Origin of the sequence: Polynucleobacter sp. (assembly GCF_018500155.2) — a bacterium.
Lineage (GTDB): Bacteria > Pseudomonadota > Gammaproteobacteria > Burkholderiales > Burkholderiaceae > Polynucleobacter.
This window is the reverse complement of the sequence record NZ_JAHBAK020000020.1, coordinates 22,131-39,905: the sequence shown is the minus strand read 5'-3', so window position 1 is coordinate 39,905 and position 17,775 is coordinate 22,131. Positions and strand designations below refer to the sequence as shown.

Annotated in this window: 15 protein-coding genes and 1 other RNA gene; 1 reads left to right on the top strand and 15 read right to left on the bottom strand. The window is 45.5% G+C overall.

Going from position 1 to position 17,775, the window contains the following annotated elements:
- Positions 1 to 115: 115 nt before the first annotated feature.
- A complete protein-coding gene (gene rpsI / locus KIH43_RS02565; RefSeq protein WP_296967375.1) occupies positions 116 to 517 on the bottom strand; it encodes a 30S ribosomal protein S9 in 402 nt (133 codons plus the stop codon).
- A gap of 9 nt (positions 518 to 526) precedes the next feature.
- Positions 527 to 955: a 50S ribosomal protein L13 gene (gene rplM / locus KIH43_RS02560; RefSeq protein WP_297717408.1), complete on the bottom strand. Its 429-nt coding sequence runs from the start codon at positions 953 to 955 to the stop codon at positions 527 to 529.
- 418 nt (positions 956 to 1,373) lie between these two features.
- Between rplM and KIH43_RS02555 the strand changes: the two genes are divergently transcribed.
- The gene (locus tag KIH43_RS02555; protein WP_296967370.1) at positions 1,374 to 1,796 is read left to right on the top strand and encodes an OsmC family protein; all 423 of its coding nucleotides are present in this window, start codon (positions 1,374 to 1,376) and stop codon (positions 1,794 to 1,796) included.
- Here KIH43_RS02555 and rnpB read toward each other — a convergent pair.
- The 13 genes from rnpB to KIH43_RS02490 all read right to left on the bottom strand — a co-directional run bounded on the left by rnpB (position 1,797) and on the right by KIH43_RS02490 (position 17,643).
- Positions 1,797 to 2,103: RNase P RNA component class A (rnpB, locus tag KIH43_RS02550), an RNA gene on the bottom strand.
- Positions 2,104 to 2,153: 50 nt separating this feature from the next.
- Entirely contained in the window at positions 2,154 to 3,212 is a 1,059-nt protein-coding gene (gene pyrC / locus KIH43_RS02545; RefSeq protein ID WP_297717405.1) for a dihydroorotase, read from the bottom strand.
- Between the two features lies 1 nt (position 3,213).
- A complete protein-coding gene (locus tag KIH43_RS02540; RefSeq protein WP_297717403.1) occupies positions 3,214 to 4,554 on the bottom strand; it encodes a glycerate kinase in 1,341 nt (446 codons plus the stop codon).
- Positions 4,555 to 4,563: 9 nt separating this feature from the next.
- A complete protein-coding gene (locus KIH43_RS02535; RefSeq protein ID WP_297717400.1) occupies positions 4,564 to 6,387 on the bottom strand; it encodes an ABC transporter ATP-binding protein/permease in 1,824 nt (607 codons plus the stop codon).
- A gap of 9 nt (positions 6,388 to 6,396) precedes the next feature.
- Positions 6,397 to 6,855: a dihydroneopterin triphosphate diphosphatase gene (nudB, locus tag KIH43_RS02530; RefSeq protein WP_296967362.1), complete on the bottom strand. Its 459-nt coding sequence runs from the start codon at positions 6,853 to 6,855 to the stop codon at positions 6,397 to 6,399.
- A 33-nt stretch (positions 6,856 to 6,888) separates the two neighbouring features.
- Positions 6,889 to 8,688: an aspartate--tRNA ligase gene (gene aspS, locus KIH43_RS02525; protein WP_296967360.1), complete on the bottom strand. Its 1,800-nt coding sequence runs from the start codon at positions 8,686 to 8,688 to the stop codon at positions 6,889 to 6,891.
- Positions 8,689 to 8,703: 15 nt separating this feature from the next.
- Positions 8,704 to 9,357: a DUF502 domain-containing protein gene (locus KIH43_RS02520; protein WP_297717396.1), complete on the bottom strand. Its 654-nt coding sequence runs from the start codon at positions 9,355 to 9,357 to the stop codon at positions 8,704 to 8,706.
- 52 nt (positions 9,358 to 9,409) lie between these two features.
- Positions 9,410 to 10,996, bottom strand: a complete 1,587-nt coding sequence (ubiB, locus tag KIH43_RS02515) for a ubiquinone biosynthesis regulatory protein kinase UbiB (RefSeq protein ID WP_297717393.1) — start codon at positions 10,994 to 10,996, stop codon at positions 9,410 to 9,412.
- A gap of 3 nt (positions 10,997 to 10,999) precedes the next feature.
- Entirely contained in the window at positions 11,000 to 11,617 is a 618-nt protein-coding gene (locus tag KIH43_RS02510) for an SCP2 sterol-binding domain-containing protein (RefSeq protein WP_297717390.1), read from the bottom strand.
- Between the two features lie 53 nt (positions 11,618 to 11,670).
- Positions 11,671 to 12,597, bottom strand: a complete 927-nt coding sequence (locus KIH43_RS02505) for a Tim44-like domain-containing protein (protein ID WP_297717387.1) — start codon at positions 12,595 to 12,597, stop codon at positions 11,671 to 11,673.
- 65 nt (positions 12,598 to 12,662) lie between these two features.
- Positions 12,663 to 13,406, bottom strand: a complete 744-nt coding sequence (gene ubiE / locus KIH43_RS02500; RefSeq protein WP_296967351.1) for a bifunctional demethylmenaquinone methyltransferase/2-methoxy-6-polyprenyl-1,4-benzoquinol methylase UbiE — start codon at positions 13,404 to 13,406, stop codon at positions 12,663 to 12,665.
- A complete protein-coding gene (locus KIH43_RS02495; protein ID WP_296967350.1) occupies positions 13,403 to 13,804 on the bottom strand; it encodes a DUF971 domain-containing protein in 402 nt (133 codons plus the stop codon). The genes ubiE and KIH43_RS02495 overlap by 4 nt, the downstream gene beginning before the upstream one ends.
- Positions 13,804 to 17,643, bottom strand: a complete 3,840-nt coding sequence (locus tag KIH43_RS02490; RefSeq protein ID WP_297717382.1) for an FAD/FMN-binding oxidoreductase — start codon at positions 17,641 to 17,643, stop codon at positions 13,804 to 13,806. Before KIH43_RS02490 ends, KIH43_RS02495 begins: the two co-directional genes overlap by 1 nt.
- Positions 17,644 to 17,775 lie beyond the last annotated feature (132 nt).

Sequence of the window (17,775 nt, the reverse complement as noted above, 5' to 3'; positions counted from 1 at the left end):
GTCATTACTAAATCTTGTAGAGATTAATACAAGACTTTGACAATAGGCTTTATTGTAGAAACAAAAAGGGTCGCTTGCGCGACCCTTTCGATAAAACAACAGCGACTGATCGAAATTAGCGCTTGCTGAACTGCTTGCGACGACGAGCGCCGTGCAGACCCACTTTTTTACGCTCAACTTCACGAGCATCACGCGTAACCAAACCTGCTTTAGACAAGGTAGGCTTCAAAGCATTGTCGTAGTCGATCAAAGCACGAGTTACACCGTGGCGAACTGCACCAGCTTGGCCAGTTTCACCACCACCAGATACGTTTACCTTAATATCAAAGGTCGTGAGGTGTGATGTCAAAGCCAATGGCTGACGAGCAATCATGCGCGATGTTTCACGAGCAAAATACGCATCGATAGGCTTACCGTTAACAGTAATTTCACCTTTGCCAGACTTAATAAAGACGCGCGCAACAGAACTCTTGCGACGACCTGTACCGTAATTCCAATTTCCGTAATTAATAGCCATTTGGTTTCCTTAAATCTCTAACGCTTTTGGCTGTTGAGCCGCATGCGGATGATTAGCGTCGCCATAGACTTTTAATTTCTTAATCATGGCATAGCCGAGTGGGCCTTTTGGCAACATACCTTTCACAGCCTTCTCGAGAGCACGACCTGGGAAACGATCTTGCATCTTGTCAAAGTTGGTCTCGGAAATACCACCTGGGTATCCGCTGTGACGGTAATACATTTTGTTCAAGCCTTTTGTGCCTGTAACACGCAGCTTAGATGAATTGATCACGACGATAAAGTCGCCAGTATCAACGTGTGGTGTGAATTCAGGCTTGTGCTTGCCGCGTAGACGGTGTGCCACTTCACTGGCGACACGACCGAGGACCTTGTCCGTTGCGCCAATCACGAACCATTCACGCTTTACCTCATGGGATTTTGCGGAAAAAGTTTTCATGATTTCTCAAATTGTTATAGTCAAAAAATTACTCCAACTACACTGCTTCCACTTTGGCCCTGCTTATGTTTGCAAGCTCGCAGATTCTGCAATCTAACTGGTACAACAAATTACCGCTGACTGGTTCGGTAATTCAGTAAAGCCTTGAATTGTAACCCAAAAAAAACCCAGGAACGAGTCCTGGGTTGGAATCCACCTATGTTTGGGTGGAGGAGACACTGGGAGGCAAACGAAAGTCTTATACAAGACTGACTGCCAATGGGGTTATTCTACACAAGATCTTTGGTGCAACGCAAGAAAATTGACCAAAATCAATTTTTTGCTGCTTTTTGGGTACATTTGATCAAAAGATATCGCGTCAATGTATTGGTAAACTATTGATAATATTGATTAATTTTGTAAGTTAGGGGTCACTAATATGGAATGTCGAGTAAGTTGGTTGGGTAATAGCGGCATGGCTTTTTCAGCTCAAACCGGTAGTGGTCATCTCGTCAACATGGATGGCGCCCCCGAAGCTGGGGGCAAAAACCTCGCTCCGCGGCCCATGGAGTTGCTTTTGGCTGGTGCTGGCGGTTGCTCAGCATTTGATGTGGTTTTAATCCTACAAAGGGCTCGTCAAGCGGTAAGCGCTTGCGAGGTAAACCTACAAGCCGAAAGAGCAACCGAAGATCCTAAAGTCTTCACAAAAATCAACTTGCACTTCACGGTCAAGGGTAAAGATTTAGATCCAACAAAAGTAGATCGCGCTGTCAAACTTTCTCACGACAAATATTGTTCAGCTACTGCCATGTTGGCAAAAACTGCTGAGCTCACCTACAGCGTAGAAGTCATTTCAGAATAAGTGCAGAGTCAATCGATAAGCCGGATTCTGTCGCCTAAGCTTTCACTTAGGGGCAATCATTCCTCTAGGCCGTTAGTTACCTAACGGCTCAAGCTCCCTACCCGCAGACTCAGCGGGACGCCTCATCGTCTGCATACTTGGGATTGCTCCAGGTGGAGGTTACCGCGTTTCACCGTAACTAAATACGCTCGTCTCTGTGGCCCTATTCCTCACGTCACCGTGGATGGCCGTTAGCCATCACCCTACCCTATGGAGTCCGGACTTTCCTCCCCCTCCAAAAAGAGGCGGCGATTGCCTAATTGACTCTGCGACTGCAGTCTAACGCAGTCAGCAAAAGTTGGCTTAAAAAAGATAGGCTTACTTCAATGACCAGGCAATAGTCTCGCCTGCACGCAAAGGAACAATCGTGGCATCGCCCAGTGGAAGTTCAGCTGGAATGCTTTGGGGCTGTTTCACCAAGGTAATTTTGGAAGTGTTACGCGGCAAACCATAAAAATCGGGGCCATAAAAACTGCTAAATGCCTCTAATCGATCTAGCTTGCCTGCACTTTCAAATGCTTCTGCATAGAGACCCAGTGCATTAAAGGCACTGTAACAACCTGCACATCCACAAGCAGCCTCTTTCGCACCTTTTGCATGGGGCGCACTATCGGTTCCCAAAAAGAAACGGGCATTACCACTAGTAGCAGCCTCTAGAAGTGCAACCCGATGCTCTTCACGCTTTAAGACCGGCAAGCAATAGTGATGCGGACGAATACCCCCAGAAAAAATTGCATTACGGTTCATCAACAAATGTTGTGGCGTAATGGTGGCGGCAATCAGATGGCGATCTCCAGTTGCGGCATCTCTAACATAGTGAGCGGCTTGCTTAGTTGTAATGTGCTCAAACACAATTTTGAGCAAAGGAAAATCTTTGCGTAATGGCTCTAAAACTTGATCAATAAACACTGCTTCACGATCAAAAATATCGACGTCTGCATGAGTTACTTCGCCATGTACCAAGAGAGGCATACCAAGCTCTTGCATCGCCTCTAGCGCTTTATAGCAACGCTTGATGTCACTCACACCCGCGTCACTATTAGTGGTAGCTCCAGCGGGATATAACTTCAAAGCAATCACTCCCTCTGCTTTCGCTTTACGAACTTCTTCCGGTGTTGTGTTGTCCGTGAGATATAAAGTCATTAACGGAGTAAAAGCATTAATACCCAACGACTTTAAATTTGCATCAATCCTAGCGCGATAAGCCTTTGCCAACTCCACTGTTGTCACAGGAGGCTTTAAGTTTGGCATGATGATGGCGCGTGCAAATTGACGAGCAGTATCTGCCAAAACATCTCTCATGACTTCGCCATCACGAATATGTAAGTGCCAATCGTCTGGCTGAGTCAATTCAATTTGTGTAGGACTAGAGGTCATATTATTTTTTAAGCAAGATGATGCGGAAATCATTGACATTCGTAAGTGTAGGGCCAGTTTCTACTAAAGCCCCTAATTCTGCAAAGAAACCGTAACAATCATGGGCTGACAAGAATGTATCGGGCTCCAATCCTTGTTCTTTCGCTGCGATGCGAATGTCTTGATCAAACCAAGCGCCAGCATTCCTCTCGCTACCATCGATTCCATCGGTATCGGCTGCTAAGGCTGCCATATTTGGGATATCGGCACTTGCCGCAAAAAGAGCGAGAAGATATTCACTGCAACGCCCCCCTCGACCTTTGATGCCATTGGGAATCGTGACGGTGCATTCTCCACCAGAAATCAGTGCTATCGGGCCAGAACTTTTTGTCTGATATTCCCTAACTATCTGCGCTTGAGACCTTCCCACCTCTTGCGCTTCACCAGTAATGGTGTCGCCCAAAATAACCGGCTCATAACCTAATGTACGAACATAATCTGCGGCCGCTTCCAGGCTTTTGTAGGCCGTTGCAATCACATGATTAGCTACTTGGGCATTTACCAAATCGACATCTTTCAATGTCTCTGGTTTTTCACCAGCTAAACCTTGCTCAAGATGAGCAAATACTGAAGCAGGAATCACTTCTTTGTTGAGGTGATATTTCTCTAGAATTTTGAGCGCATCTAAATAGGTGGAGTAATCTGCTGCACAAGGCCCACTTGCAATATCAGCTGGCGAGTCTCCAGTGACGTCGGAAATTAAAAATGCTTCAACACGAGCACCTCGCGCAATAGCTAACCTTGCTAAATTACCCCCCAAAATTGCGGAGAGATGCTTACGAACGACATTCATTTCTTCAATTGGCGCACCACTACGCAGCAATGCTTCGGTCGTCTTGCGCATATCTTCAATCGTGATGCCATCCACAGGCAAAGTAAGCAAACTTGAGCCACCGCCAGAAATCAAAGCGATCATGACATCCCCGGCCTGTAACTGGTTGACTAAAGCATGAATCTCTCTAGCCCCGTCCATACCCGCTTGATCAGGCACAGGATGGCCCGCCTCCACAATCTTGATCTTTGTCGTTGGAGAGTGATGTCCATAACGAGTCAGAACAGTTCCCTCTAGCTTTACTTGAGGCCAATGCAATTTGGCATATGCCTCTAATGCAGTAGCCATAGATGCACTGGCCTTACCAGCGCCTATCACCAAACATTTTTTCTGTGGTTCACTCCCAACTGGAAATATCTTTTCTAAATATTGAGGAATGATGATTTGTGGATCAGCAACAGAAACTGCCGCAGAAAAAGCATTCTTCAGAATGGTTTCGGTGTTTACTGTAGAAGGATGAGGCTGCGTCATAAACCCATTCTAATCAAATACCGAACGCTCCTGCATTTGCCACATTTCTGCATACTTTCCATTTGCATGAAGCAGTTCAATATGCGTTCCGCGCTCAATAATTTGGCCCTGATCCATTACCAAAATTTGATCTGCATGGGTAATCGTGGAAAGGCGGTGCGCAATAATCAATGTTGTCCGATTTTTTGCCAAACTTAAAAGCTCTTCCTGAAAAGCCCTTTCAGTCTTGGAATCTAAAGCAGAGGTGGCTTCATCAAATATCAACATCGCTGGTTTTTTTAGCAATGTTCTTGCAATTGCCACTCGCTGCTTCTCACCCCCAGAAAGCTTTAAACCTCTCTCTCCAACTTGAGTGTTATAGCCCTCTGGAAGCTTCTGAATAAAACTATCTATTTGAGCTGCCCTTGCAGCCTCTTGGACTTGAGCCATGGTGGCTGAAGGGTCGCCGTAAGCAATGTTGTAACCAATCGTATCGTTAAACAAAACGGTATCTTGAGGAACAATACCAATCGCCTTACGCAGACTAGCTTGGGTGACATCTTGAACATTTTGACCATCAATCAAAATTTTTCCAGACTGCACATCGTAAAAACGAAATAACAATCTAGCCAAAGTACTTTTACCAGCACCACTTTGACCCACTACTGCCGTAATCGTACCCGCTGGAATATTAAAACTAACATCATGCAAAATTTCCCGTTTTGAGTCGTAATGAAATGAAACATGCTCGAAACGAACGTCTGGCCCAGCACCAAGATTTTGAATGTGCAAAGGATGCGCGTTGGGAGAATCGGCGATTTCCTTATCAGCATTTAACAAGGAAAACATTCGATCCATGTCTGTAAGCGATTGTTTAATTTCTCTATAGATAACGCCTAAAAAATTTAAGGGAATGTAGAGCTGCATCATCAAGGTATTGACTAGCACAAGATCCCCCAAAGTCATCGTGCCATTGACTACGCCAAGCGTGGCACGCCACAAAATCAGCATCAAACCGATTGCAATAATGGTTTGCTGGCCCAGATTTAAAAAGGCTAGCGTCTTTTGCGATTTAATAGCTGCAGTTTGATAGCGCAACAAATTTTCATCATAACGACGGGCCTCAAAGGCCTCATTACCAAAATACTTTACGGTCTCAAAGTTCAAGAGAGAATCAATTGCCTTTTGATTGGCTTTTGAATCCATATCATTCATAGCCCGGCGATAATGCGTGCGCCATTCAGTAACAACAATCGTAAATGCGATATAAATAATCAGCGCCACAAAGGTAATAGCAGCAAACCAGATGTCATAGGAGTAGGCGAGGTAACCTAGTACCAAACAAAACTCAATGAGGGTTGGCAATATGCTGTATAGCGAATAAGAAATCAGTGACTGAATCCCACGAGTTCCCCGTTCGATATCGCGACTCACACCACCAGTCTGACGCGCCAAATGAAAACTCAGCGCCATGGCATGCAAATGCTCAAATACTTGCAAGGCCACCTTCCGAACTGCATTTTGTGTCACTCTTGCAAATAAAGCTTCACGCATCTCCGCAAAGAAAGAAGCTGAAATTCTTAATAAACCATAGGCAAGAATGACGCCTACAGGGACCACCAACAAGGCCTGAGGAGAACTCGATTTGACATCTAAAGAGTCAATCAACTCCTTCATCAAGATGGGGATACCTAAATTGGCGATCTTGGCTGCAACCAAGCAACTCAAGGCCAACAGTACTCTGAAGCGATATTCGAAGAGATATGGCAAAAGATCGCGAATGACACGCCAATCACCTCGGGAAGGCGTTTTGGCACCAACACTACTTGGGTGGTAACGCGATGAATGCCTCATCTCAAGCTCTTACTCGGTTCTATTTGAATTTGCAGAAAATAATTTCAAAATGGCTTCGCCATTGCTTCGCGAAAAACATTTTTTTGCAGCCTCTTGAAATGGTAACCATTGGTAAGCCACATGCTCTCTTGGGGAAAGTTGGATCGAAGTACCTTCAGGCACCTTCAGCGCAAACCAATGCTCAACATTTCTCGTGACGCCAGGCGGATAGCGAAAACGCCATTCTGGATATATCTCGTATTCGATTTGGTGGTGCATGTTTTGCAATGCTCCCTCTGGCAAAGATGCTATGACGATACCGGTTTCTTCATACACCTCACGCGTCGCAGCAATTGTCAGATTCTCATCAGGTGCATCTAGACTTCCCGTGACAGACTGCCAGAAGTCTTTTCGATCCGCACGCTCAATTAATAAAACATCCCTATTCGATTGGTAGATAACTACTAAAACCGAAATAGGGATTTTCAAGGTATTACTAAAACGGCGGCTACGAGCGATGTCTTATGCAGCAGGTGCCGCTTGACGCAGACGAATATGCAACTCACGCAATTGGCGCTCATCTACCGGACTAGGCGCTTGCGTTAAAAGACACTGCGCACGCTGTGTTTTAGGGAAGGCGATTACATCGCGAATGGATTCTGCCCCAGTCATCATAGTAACGATGCGATCTAAACCGAATGCAATACCGCCATGAGGAGGAGCTCCATATTGGAGGGCATCGAGTAAGAAGCCGAATTTCGCTTGTGCTTCCTCGGCACCAATTTTCAAAGCGCGAAATACCTGACTTTGGACAGCCTCTTGATGAATACGTACTGAACCTCCACCAATTTCACTGCCATTAAGCACCATGTCATATGCTTTTGCCAAACATTTACCAGGATCAGATTCAAGGTACTGCATGTGCTCATCCTTAGGGCTAGTAAACGGATGATGGCATGCAACCCAACGTGCTTCGCCTTCGTCGTAATCAAACATTGGGAAGTCAACAACCCACAAAGGCTTCCAACCCTCCGTAAAGAGACCATGCTCTTTACCCCATGCAGAATGACCAATACGAAGACGTAGATTTCCTATCGCGTCATTCACCACTTTTTCTTTATCGGCACCAAAGAAGATGATGTCGCCATCTTTTGCGCCTGTGCGCTTCAAAATTCCATCAATTGCAGCATCGTGCAAGTTTTTCACAATAGGAGATTGCAAGCCATTGCGGCCCTCTGCAACCGAATTGACCTTAATCCAAGCCAAGCCTTTGGCGCCATAGATACTCACGAACTGGGTGTAGTCATCAATTTCGCTACGGCTAATTTCAGCACCACCTGGTACACATAAACCAACAACGCGACCACCAACTTGATTCGCTGCGCCAGAGAATACTTTGAAATCAACATCTTTCATCAAATCGGTCAATTCAGTGAACTCAAGATGGACGCGTAAATCAGGTTTATCTGAACCAAAGCGCGCCATTCCCTCAGAGTACGGCATGGTAGGGAACGGATTTGGCAATTCCACATTCATCGTCTTCTTAAAGATATGACGAATCATGTTTTCGAATAAATCGCGAATTTCCACTTCACTCAGAAATGCAGTTTCACAGTCGATTTGAGTAAATTCTGGTTGACGATCGGCACGCAAGTCTTCATCACGAAAGCACTTCGTGATTTGGTAGTAGCGATCAAAACCTGCCACCATTAACAATTGCTTAAATAATTGCGGAGATTGTGGCAAAGCAAAGAACTGGCCGTCATGTACACGGGATGGAACTAAGTAATCACGAGCGCCTTCTGGCGTACTCTTGGTCAACATAGGCGTTTCGATATCGATGAAACCCATGTCATCCAAATAGCGACGGCACTCCATCGCCACGTTGTAACGTAAACGCAGATTCTTTTGCATTTGCGGACGACGTAAATCCAAGACACGATGCGTTAGGCGCGTAGTCTCTGATAGATTTTCATCATCCAATTGGAATGGCGGAGTAATTGATGCATTCAAGATCACCATGCTATGGCACAAGATTTCAACTTTGCCACTCACCAAATCGGTGTTTTCCGTTCCCGCAGGACGAGCACGCACTAGACCTTTAATCTGAATACAAAACTCATTACGCACTTGCTCAGCGAGCGCAAACATTTCCGGACGATCTGGATCACAAACTACCTGCACAAAACCCTCGCGGTCTCGCAAGTCAATAAAAATCACCCCACCGTGGTCACGGCGACGATTGACCCAACCAGAAAGGGTGACTTCTTGTCCAATTAATGAATCCGTTACTTGGCCACAAGTATGGCTACGCATTGACATAACAATTTCCTAAAATCAAAAATGGCGTGATGACTGCTGAGAAGTCAGAGCACTAGAATTATTTGGTGGTACAGAACCCATAGACACGATATGTTTTAAGGCCTCCTCTACACTCATCTCTAACTCGATAGTGAGAGAGCGAGGAACAATCATAAAAAAGCCTGAAGTGGGGTTAGGGGTTGTTGGCAAAAACACATTGACATAGTCATCGCCTAATTTTGTAGTGACCTCTTTTGCAGGCGTACCAGTCTGAAAAGCAATTGCCCATGAATCCGCATGCGGATAGCGAATTAATAGCGCTTTACTAAAGGCTTGACCGCTACCAGAAAATAACGTGGATGAAACTTGTTGAACGCTCGAATAAATCGAACGCACAATCGGAATACGGTTAATTTGCTTATCCCACATCCGAATCCACCACTGCCCAGCAAAACTAATGGCGAGAACTCCGGTGAGCATAATCACAGCAATGACGATCAAAACACCTACACCAGGAAGATCGCGGAAGTGCTGCACATCTACTGCGGCATCGTGAGGAAGCACCAAGATAATGGCATGCATTACCGAGCCAAAAACGCCGTCAAGAACACCTAAGCCCCATGCGATCACCCAAACCGTGATCGACAACGGTGCCCAAACTAAGATGCCTGCAATAAAGTATTTTTTCATGTGTTCTGCCTAGCCCGCTATTTTAGCGGTTTAGGGACCAAGCCAGGAAGGGCTAATAAATGCGCAGGGAAATAATCAAAATTCCTGCCAAAAAGCCGCCAGCAAAGAGCAGGGCTCCCGCTATCAGGCGATGAGTGCGTCTTTCTTGCAATAAAAGGGCCTTTAAGACCTCCAGCTCCCCATTTTGGTCTTTCAACTGGTTGCGGGACTGAGCCAAACTATCGGCCAATAAACGTGGCAAAGTAGGCAAAATTTTCGCCCAAATCGGCGCTTCTTCCTTAATGCCATCCAAAAGGCCACGCCAACCCAACTGTTTACTGACCCACTTTTCTAAGATGGGTTTAGCTGTTTTCCATAAATCAAGGTCAGGATCTAATTGGCGCGCCAATCCTTCAACATTCAACAGGGTTTTTTGCAATAAAGTAAGTTGCGGCTGAATTTCGACCTTGAAACGACGTGAAGTTTGGAACAAGCGCATCAATACGATACCCAAAGAAATTTCTTTTAGTGGGCGATCGAAATAAGGCTCACATACCGACCTGATCGCACCCTCTAATTCCTCTACACGAGTATCAGCTGGAACCCAGCCTGACTCAATATGCAATTCTGCAACTCGCCGATAGTCACGATTAAAGAAGGCTAAAAAATTCAAAGCTAGGTAATTTTTATCTGACTCACTAAGAGCGCCAACGATTCCAAAATCAAGGGAAATAAAACGGCCAAATGTTTCCGGCTCCAAGCTGATCATGATGTTTCCAGGATGCATATCCGCATGAAAGAAGCCATATTCAAAGACTTGGGTGAAAAATATTTCCACGCCATCTGCTGCTAATTTTTTAAAGTCAATGCCTGCTTCTCGTAATACCGCAGTTCGCCCGATGGAGATACCATCCATTCTCTCCATCACAATCACGTTTGTATAACAAAGATCCCAATACATCTCTGGAATCATTAATTTTTTGGAATCTACAAAATATCGTCTCAGTTGACTTGCATTAGCTGCCTCGCGCATGAGATCTAATTCATCATGCAAATATGTATCAAACTCAGCAACGTTTTCACGCGGCTTTAAGCGACGACCATCTTCTGAGCTTTTTTCTATAACTTTTGCCAGGTCATACATCAGCGCTAGATCGCCCTCAATCACAGGCAAGATGCCTGGTCGCAAGACTTTAATTGCTACAGGCTTATGTGACCACTCTGGATGTTTTTCTGTACCCCGCAAAACTCCAAAATGCACTTGGGCAACGGATGCACTCGCCACAGGAGTGGCATCAAAACTGAGGAAAACTTCTTCAATAGGCTTTCCTAAAGCTTCTTCGATTAATCGACGCGATTCCTCATTAGAGAAAGGGGGAACTTGATCTTGTAACTTCGCCAACTCATTCGCAATATCTTCTGGCAGTAAATCACGGCGCGTTGATAGCACTTGACCAAATTTAACAAAAATGGGGCCCAATGCTTCTAAGGTCAAACGAATGCGCTCACCGCGTGCTAGCTTGGTTCCTGGCGAGGTCCAGCAAATAACGGTTAAACAGCCGCGGCCAATACCTGGTTTCAGGACATCACGTAATAGCGGCAATAAACCGTAGCGCCAAGCGGTAAAGAAAATAAAACACAGTCGAGCAATTCTACGCACGATTTACTTAAGCCTTTGCTCAATCAATTGAATGCGTTTATCGAGACGATCTACTGCATCGCGCAGATCACTCAACTCAGATTTATGAACCAAAAAATCTCGTTTATTTAAAAGCACTTTTCTCTCTTCACTGACATACTCCACTACATTGTCCAGTAAATCACCTGCTGCAGAGCGTGTTGCTAAAACCCACTTTTTGCCTTGTCGTACAGCAAAATGCGCAGGAGCATCGCCAATAAAGTGTGCTAGATCCTCTTCGTATTCCCAACGCAATTGACCTGCCAAACGACCAATCAGCTGCGCCAAGTCCGCATCACCTGTGATTTTGACAGCTTTAAATGCCTGCTCTTTCAAGTTTCCTGAACTTGTTACCAACCCACTGAGAGCGCTAGGAGAAACTTCCAAAGCCAATGTTGGTGTATCTAGATCTTTTAAAGCCTCGAAAAATCCAGAAGCTCCAATCATCAAACCTAAGTCTCCAGCTGGGAGACTCACCAGTATGGTCTTACCAGCATGCTTGGTCAGTTCAGCAGATGCCCAAGATTCACGCCTCAAAACGTGATTGATCGCACGGCTTGCTGCGCTGGCAGCGATGAAGTGGGTGGACGATAGCGTATTCATTAGTGTAAAAAACCCGCACAAGTGCGGGTTTTCCGTTGGAAAGTACCTACAGCTTAAACCAACTGCGAGATGCCGGCTAGTACCCAACCTCCAGGACCTTCTACGGGTTTACTTAAATTCCATATTTCTGAGAATTCGCTACCCGGGGCGCCCGGCTGCTCACGAATCATGCCGCTGAACTGAACACTGCAAAAATAATGTGCATCGGCAGTTTCAATTCCCAATAAACGCGCATCAATGGTGAGCACATCCGTCTGATTGGTGCTATCAACTCGCCCTGCCAAATCCTGTTGAATCGTTGCGAACATCTCCGGAGTAGTGAATTCACGCAACGATGCAAGGTCACCTTGATCCCAGGCTTTTTGTAATGTCACAAAGTACTGTTTTGCATTATCTAAAAAAGTTCGCTCATCAAACCCTGGAGGCAATGTTGACTGAAAAGGCTCAGGCGTTGCTCCAACACCCGCAAAAGCACTTGATGCTGGCGTGAAGGCCGGCTCAATTCGAGGTGCCTGATCATAACTAGCACGCTGCATTCCAGAGTTCGGAATATTTCCACTCTGTCCGGCGCCAGACATCACAGGCAACAATTTGCGAATAACAAACATGATCACAAACCCTGCAAGCATTGCAATCAATAAACCAGTAATCAACGAGGATGCAGCTTCACCCAATCCAAAGTGAGACAACAAATACCCAATACCCAATCCAGCTGCTAGACCGCCAAGAATTCCACCCATACCCCCAAATCGACTTGGAGTAGGTGCTTGTGGTGCAGGAGCTTGAGGCGCTGCAGCTGGGGCTGCAGGCTGGGCTTGTTGGACAGGTTTTTGTGCTGGGGTTGCTTGTTTTTGTATAGGCGCACTGGGAGCTCTGCCAATACTTTTACCACCACCCAGGCGTGCTGCATCAACATGACCTACTGTTGCGAATATCAAAGCAAAGCTTAGTATCACTGCTTTGAAAAATTGTTTGCTCATATCTTTTACTCCTTCTTGAACTGCTGGATTACCTGCATTTGTTATCACTGAAAATATCATGCGTACTAGTATTTAATACCAATATGTAGGGCAACGATACCCCCAGTCATTCTGTGGGTTTCAACCTCATCAAAACCCACGCCTAACATCATTTCTTTAAGAGTTTGAGCATCGGGGTGCATCCGAATCGACTCGGCTAAGTAGCGGTAACTATCAGAATCCTGGGCGATTTTTTCACCCAACCAAGGTAAAACCTTAAATGAATATGCATCATATACGGGCTGCAGGAAAGCATCTGGCTTGGAAAACTCCAACACCAAAACACGACCACCTGGTTTGATCACTCTGCACATTTCAGACAGAGCAACTTCTTTGTGAGTCATATTCCGCAAACCAAATGCGACAGTCACTACATCGAAATGGTTATTGGGAAATGGGATCTTTTCTGCATCAAATTGCACACAAGGCAAGGCAATACCGCGATCGAGCAATCGATCACGACCAACGCCCAACATGGATGCATTGATATCACTTAACCAAACTTGGGCATCAGAGTGCCGCCCCCATTCGGTAGCTTTGGCAAATGCAGCAGCAAGATCTCCAGTTCCACCAGCAATATCTAATATTTTCTGACCAGGGCGTACGTTTGCTTTAGCAATGGTGATTTTTTTCCAAACACGATGCAAACCAAAAGACATCAAGTCGTTCATCACATCATATTTATTGGCTACCGAGTGAAATACCTCGGCTACTTTGCCGGCTTTCTCAGCCTCGTCAACACTTTGATACCCAAAATGCGTTTTGCTCATGAATGACTTCCACAAGAATGGCCATGTGAGTGGCCTGTCTGCGCCATTTGCGCATCACGATCAAGGCCTGCTGCTGCCAATTTATCCAAATACTCCTGCCAAACTTGCTCCTGGTTTTCGCACAAAAAATATAAGTAGTCCCAGGTATACAAGCCTGAGTCATGCCCATCAGAAAAGGTGGGTTTTAACGCGTAATGGCCAACAGGCTCCAAACTAGCAATAGATACTTCCCGCTTACCTGTCTGTAAAGTTTCTTGGCCAGGTCCATGACCTTGCACCTCTGCAGATGGAGAAAGCACTCTTAACAACTCGAATGGCAGACGGAAATTTTGGCCGTCTTCATAAGAGAGCTCTAAAGTTTTCGACTGTTGATGTACAACAATATTTGTTGGAATCATTAAACCAATACCCTTTCAATACCACCTTGGTTAGCTTTGGTAACGTAATCTTCCATCCAATTTTTACCGAGTAATTTTTGCGCCATCTCTACAACAATGTAATCAGCAGTAGTATCACTATCCGCATCAAAACGGGTTAAACCCTGCAAGCAAGATGGGCAGCTAGTTAACACTTTGATATCCCCATTGAAATGGTTTTTACGCAATTCATTGGCACCTTTTTCCATCTCAATTTGTTTACGAAAGCGCACTTGCGTAGAAATATCTGGGCGTGTCACTGCAAGAGTTCCTGATTCACCACAACAGCGATCGTTTTTTGCAATCGCTTTGCCATCTTCTAGCTGAATCAGTTCGTTCACAGTCTTCAAAGGATCCTGCAATTTCATAGGCGAATGGCAAGGGTCGTGATACATATATTTCACACCTGTCACACCCGAGAGCTTGACGCCCTTTTCAGCCAGGAATTCATGAATATCAATAATGCGGCAACCTGGGAAGATTTGCTCAAATTGATAGCCGGCCAATTGGTCATAGCAAGTACCACAAGACACCACTACTGTTTTGATATCCAAGTAGTTCAGAGTATTGGCAACACGATGGAATAACACGCGGTTATCCGTAATCATTTTTTCGGCTTTTTCGTAATCACCGTTTCCTCGCTGAGGATAGCCACAGCATAAATATCCAGGGGGTAGAACAGTTTGCACCCCAACATTCCACAACATTGCTTGTGTAGCTAAACCCACTTGCGAAAACAAGCGCTCGGAACCGCAACCTGGGAAATAAAAGACAGCCTCTGTATCAGCGGTAGTAGTCTTTGGATCACGAATGATTGGCACATAGTTTGCATCCTCTATGTCCAATAAAGCCCGCGCAGTCTTTTTGGGTAAATTCCCAGGCATTTTCTTATTCACAAAGAAAATGACTTGCTCCTTTATGCTTGGCTTGCCAACGGTTGCCGGAGGATGCGCGGTTTGCTGCTTTGCGAACTTGCGCAGAACGTCATTACCCAAACGCTGTAACTTATAACCCCAGCCAATCATTGTTTTACGAGCTAAATGAATGGTATCGGGATTGGTCGCGTTTAAGAAGAACATTGAGGCAGCTGTACCAGGATTAAAACGCTGTTGCCCCATTTTGCGCAATAGATTGCGCATGTTCATACTGACGTCGCCAAAATCAATTTTCACTGGGCAAGGTGTTAAACATTTATGACATACGGTGCAATGTGCTGCAACATCATCAAACATCTCCCAGTGGCGAATAGATACGCCACGGCGAGTTTGCTCTTCATACAAAAACGCTTCTATTAAAAGGGAGGTAGCCAAAATTTTGTCACGCGGACTATAGAGCAGATTTGCGCGTGGCACGTGGGTTGAGCAAACTGGCTTGCACTTACCGCAACGCAGACAATCTTTAACGCTATCTGCGATCGCACCAATATCACTTTGTTGCATGATGATCGACTCATGCCCCATCAAACCAAAGCTTGGCGTGTAGGCCATACCAAGATCGGCATGTGGCATCAACTTGCCTTTATTAAAACGACCTTCAGGATCAACCCGATTTTTATAACTGCGGAAGTCTTTTAACTCCTCTTCAGTTAAGTATTCCAACTTGGTGATACCAATTCCATGTTCGCCAGAAATTACACCATCAAGTGAACGGGCTAATTTCATGATGCGATCAACAGCACGATGTGCATCTTGCAACATCTCGTAGTCATCTGAGTTCACAGGAATGTTGGTATGCACATTACCGTCACCAGCATGCATGTGCAGCGCTACAAATACACGCTTGCGCAAAATATTTTTATGAATTGCCTCTAGCTCTGCCAAGATAGGCTCAAAAGCCAAGCCGCCAAAAATAATTCTTAACTCAGAGCGCACCTCATCCTTCCAGGAGGCACGCAAGCTGTAGTTCTGCAGTTGCGGAAAATAGGTATCCATCTGCGACAGCCAGTCAGACCAACGCGCACGTACTTTTGCTATTACCTCAAGCGCTTGTTGTACGCGATCACCCAAAATCTCTGCAGTGGGAATTTCAAAATCTTCGTCACTTTTACCCAACGGCAAAGCGCTCTTTTTCAAGAAGGATTCAAGGCCATCAAGGACCTGTAATTTATTCTTTAAAGAGAGTTCAATATTGATGCGATCAATACCATCTGTGTATTCACCCATGCGTGGCAACGGAATCACCACGTCCTCATTAATCTTGAATGCGTTGGTATGGCGAGCAATCGCTGCGGTACGGGCACGATCTAACCAAAATTTCTTGCGAGCTTCAGCGCTAACCGCAACAAAGCCCTCGCCCACCCGTAAGTTGGCCATGCGCACTACTTCGCTAGTAGCTGCCGCAACCGCCTCTTCATCATCGCCAGCGATATCACCAATTAACACCATTTTTGGCAGGCTATTACGCTTGGATTTTGTTGAATATCCAACAGCGCGTAGATAACGATCATCTAAGTGCTCTAATCCAGCCAGAATAGGGCCACCTTGTTTACTCAAGCCCTCAAGATAAGCCTTGATTTCTACAATACTAGGAATTGCTTCGCGCGCTTGTCCGAAGAACTCTAGACAAACCGTGCGCATAAATTTTGGCATGCGGTGCAAAACCCAAGTTGCACTGGTAATCAAACCATCACAACCTTCTTTTTGCACCCCAGGCAAGCCTGCTAAAAATTTATCTGTTACGTCTTTTCCTAAACCTTCTTTGCGAAAGCGTTTACCTTCTACTTCGAGTAATTCCGTTTTAAGTATGCGTTGACCAGGCTCACTATTGCCATCAGACCATGTCAGCTCAAAGCGAACTTTTTCAACATCATGGATCTTGCCAAGATTATGATCAAGACGAACCACATCCAACCAATTGCCTTCTGGGTCAACCATACGCCAACTAGCAAGATTGTCTAATGCGGTTCCCCAAAGCACTGCTTTTTTACCGCCAGCGTTCATAGCGATATTTCCACCAATGCAACTTGCATCTGCAGAGGTGGGGTCAACTGCAAACACTAGACCGGCATGCTCAGCAGCATCTGATACGCGGCGTGTCACCACACCTGCGCCAGTAAAAATCGTTGAGACTTCATGATCAACGCCAGGCAAGCGCTTGTTTTGAACGCCATCAATTTGCTGCAACTTTTCTGTATTGATCACTGCAGACATGGCATACAAAGGAATGGCGCCACCGGTATAACCTGTGCCACCCCCTCGCGGAATAATTGTCAAACCTAATTCAACACAAGCCTTCACTAAACCTGGAATTTCAGATTCATAATCAGGTTTCAGAACAACCAATGGGAACTCAACGCGCCAGTCAGTAGCATCAGTGACATGCGCCGCACGCGATACCCCATCAAAACAAATATTGTCACTGGCAGTATGACGACCTAACTCTTTGCGAGCACGCTTACGGATCTGCTCGACTTCTTTAAAGCCGTTTTCAAAACTTTCAATCGCGCGATAAGCTGCACTCAACAAAATTTCCACTTGCTCAGCTGAATCACCATTGTTGCGCTTTTTAACTTCACCCAAGCGGTGCCATAAGGCATCTATTAGCTGTTGTCGACGACTTGGGTTATCTAACAAATCATCCTGCAAAAAGGGATTGCGCTGAACAACCCAAATATCACCCAAGATTTCAAACAACATGCGTGCAGAACGCCCCGTTCTACGGACACCGCGGAGCTCATTGAGTACGCGCCATGACTCCTCACCTAATAGGCGAATCACAATTTCTCGGTCAGAAAATGAGGTGTAGTTGTAAGGAATTTCGCGAAGACGGGGAGAACCCGCCTCAGCATCCAACAACTGGTTCAAAGCCAATGGTGCGTTCATAGCGACTTATTTGATAAATAGGCATTTTAATTGAGCATTCTTGATACTGTCAGGAATCAGAGAAAGTTGCTTCTTTAGGGGATAAACCCCTGCAAAACTAAGGGCTTAGGGGTCATCCGTGGTACGCTCAAT

Bases quoted from the DNA above. Each gene is read 5' to 3' on its own strand.
- rpsI (WP_296967375.1), bottom strand. From the start codon at position 517: ATGGCTATTAATTACGGAAATTGGAATTACGGTACAGGTCGTCGCAAG.
- rplM (WP_297717408.1), bottom strand. From the start codon at position 955: ATGAAAACTTTTTCCGCAAAATCCCATGAGGTAAAGCGTGAATGGTTC.
- KIH43_RS02555 (WP_296967370.1), top strand. From the start codon at position 1,374: ATGGAATGTCGAGTAAGTTGGTTGGGTAATAGCGGCATGGCTTTTTCA.
- pyrC (WP_297717405.1), bottom strand. From the start codon at position 3,212: ATGACCTCTAGTCCTACACAAATTGAATTGACTCAGCCAGACGATTGG.
- KIH43_RS02540 (WP_297717403.1), bottom strand. From the start codon at position 4,554: ATGACGCAGCCTCATCCTTCTACAGTAAACACCGAAACCATTCTGAAG.
- KIH43_RS02535 (WP_297717400.1), bottom strand. From the start codon at position 6,387: ATGAGGCATTCATCGCGTTACCACCCAAGTAGTGTTGGTGCCAAAACG.
- aspS (WP_296967360.1), bottom strand. From the start codon at position 8,688: ATGTCAATGCGTAGCCATACTTGTGGCCAAGTAACGGATTCATTAATT.
- KIH43_RS02520 (WP_297717396.1), bottom strand. From the start codon at position 9,357: ATGAAAAAATACTTTATTGCAGGCATCTTAGTTTGGGCACCGTTGTCG.
- KIH43_RS02510 (WP_297717390.1), bottom strand. From the start codon at position 11,617: ATGAATACGCTATCGTCCACCCACTTCATCGCTGCCAGCGCAGCAAGC.
- KIH43_RS02505 (WP_297717387.1), bottom strand. From the start codon at position 12,597: ATGAGCAAACAATTTTTCAAAGCAGTGATACTAAGCTTTGCTTTGATA.
- ubiE (WP_296967351.1), bottom strand. From the start codon at position 13,406: ATGAGCAAAACGCATTTTGGGTATCAAAGTGTTGACGAGGCTGAGAAA.
- KIH43_RS02495 (WP_296967350.1), bottom strand. From the start codon at position 13,804: ATGATTCCAACAAATATTGTTGTACATCAACAGTCGAAAACTTTAGAG.
- KIH43_RS02490 (WP_297717382.1), bottom strand. From the start codon at position 17,643: ATGAACGCACCATTGGCTTTGAACCAGTTGTTGGATGCTGAGGCGGGT.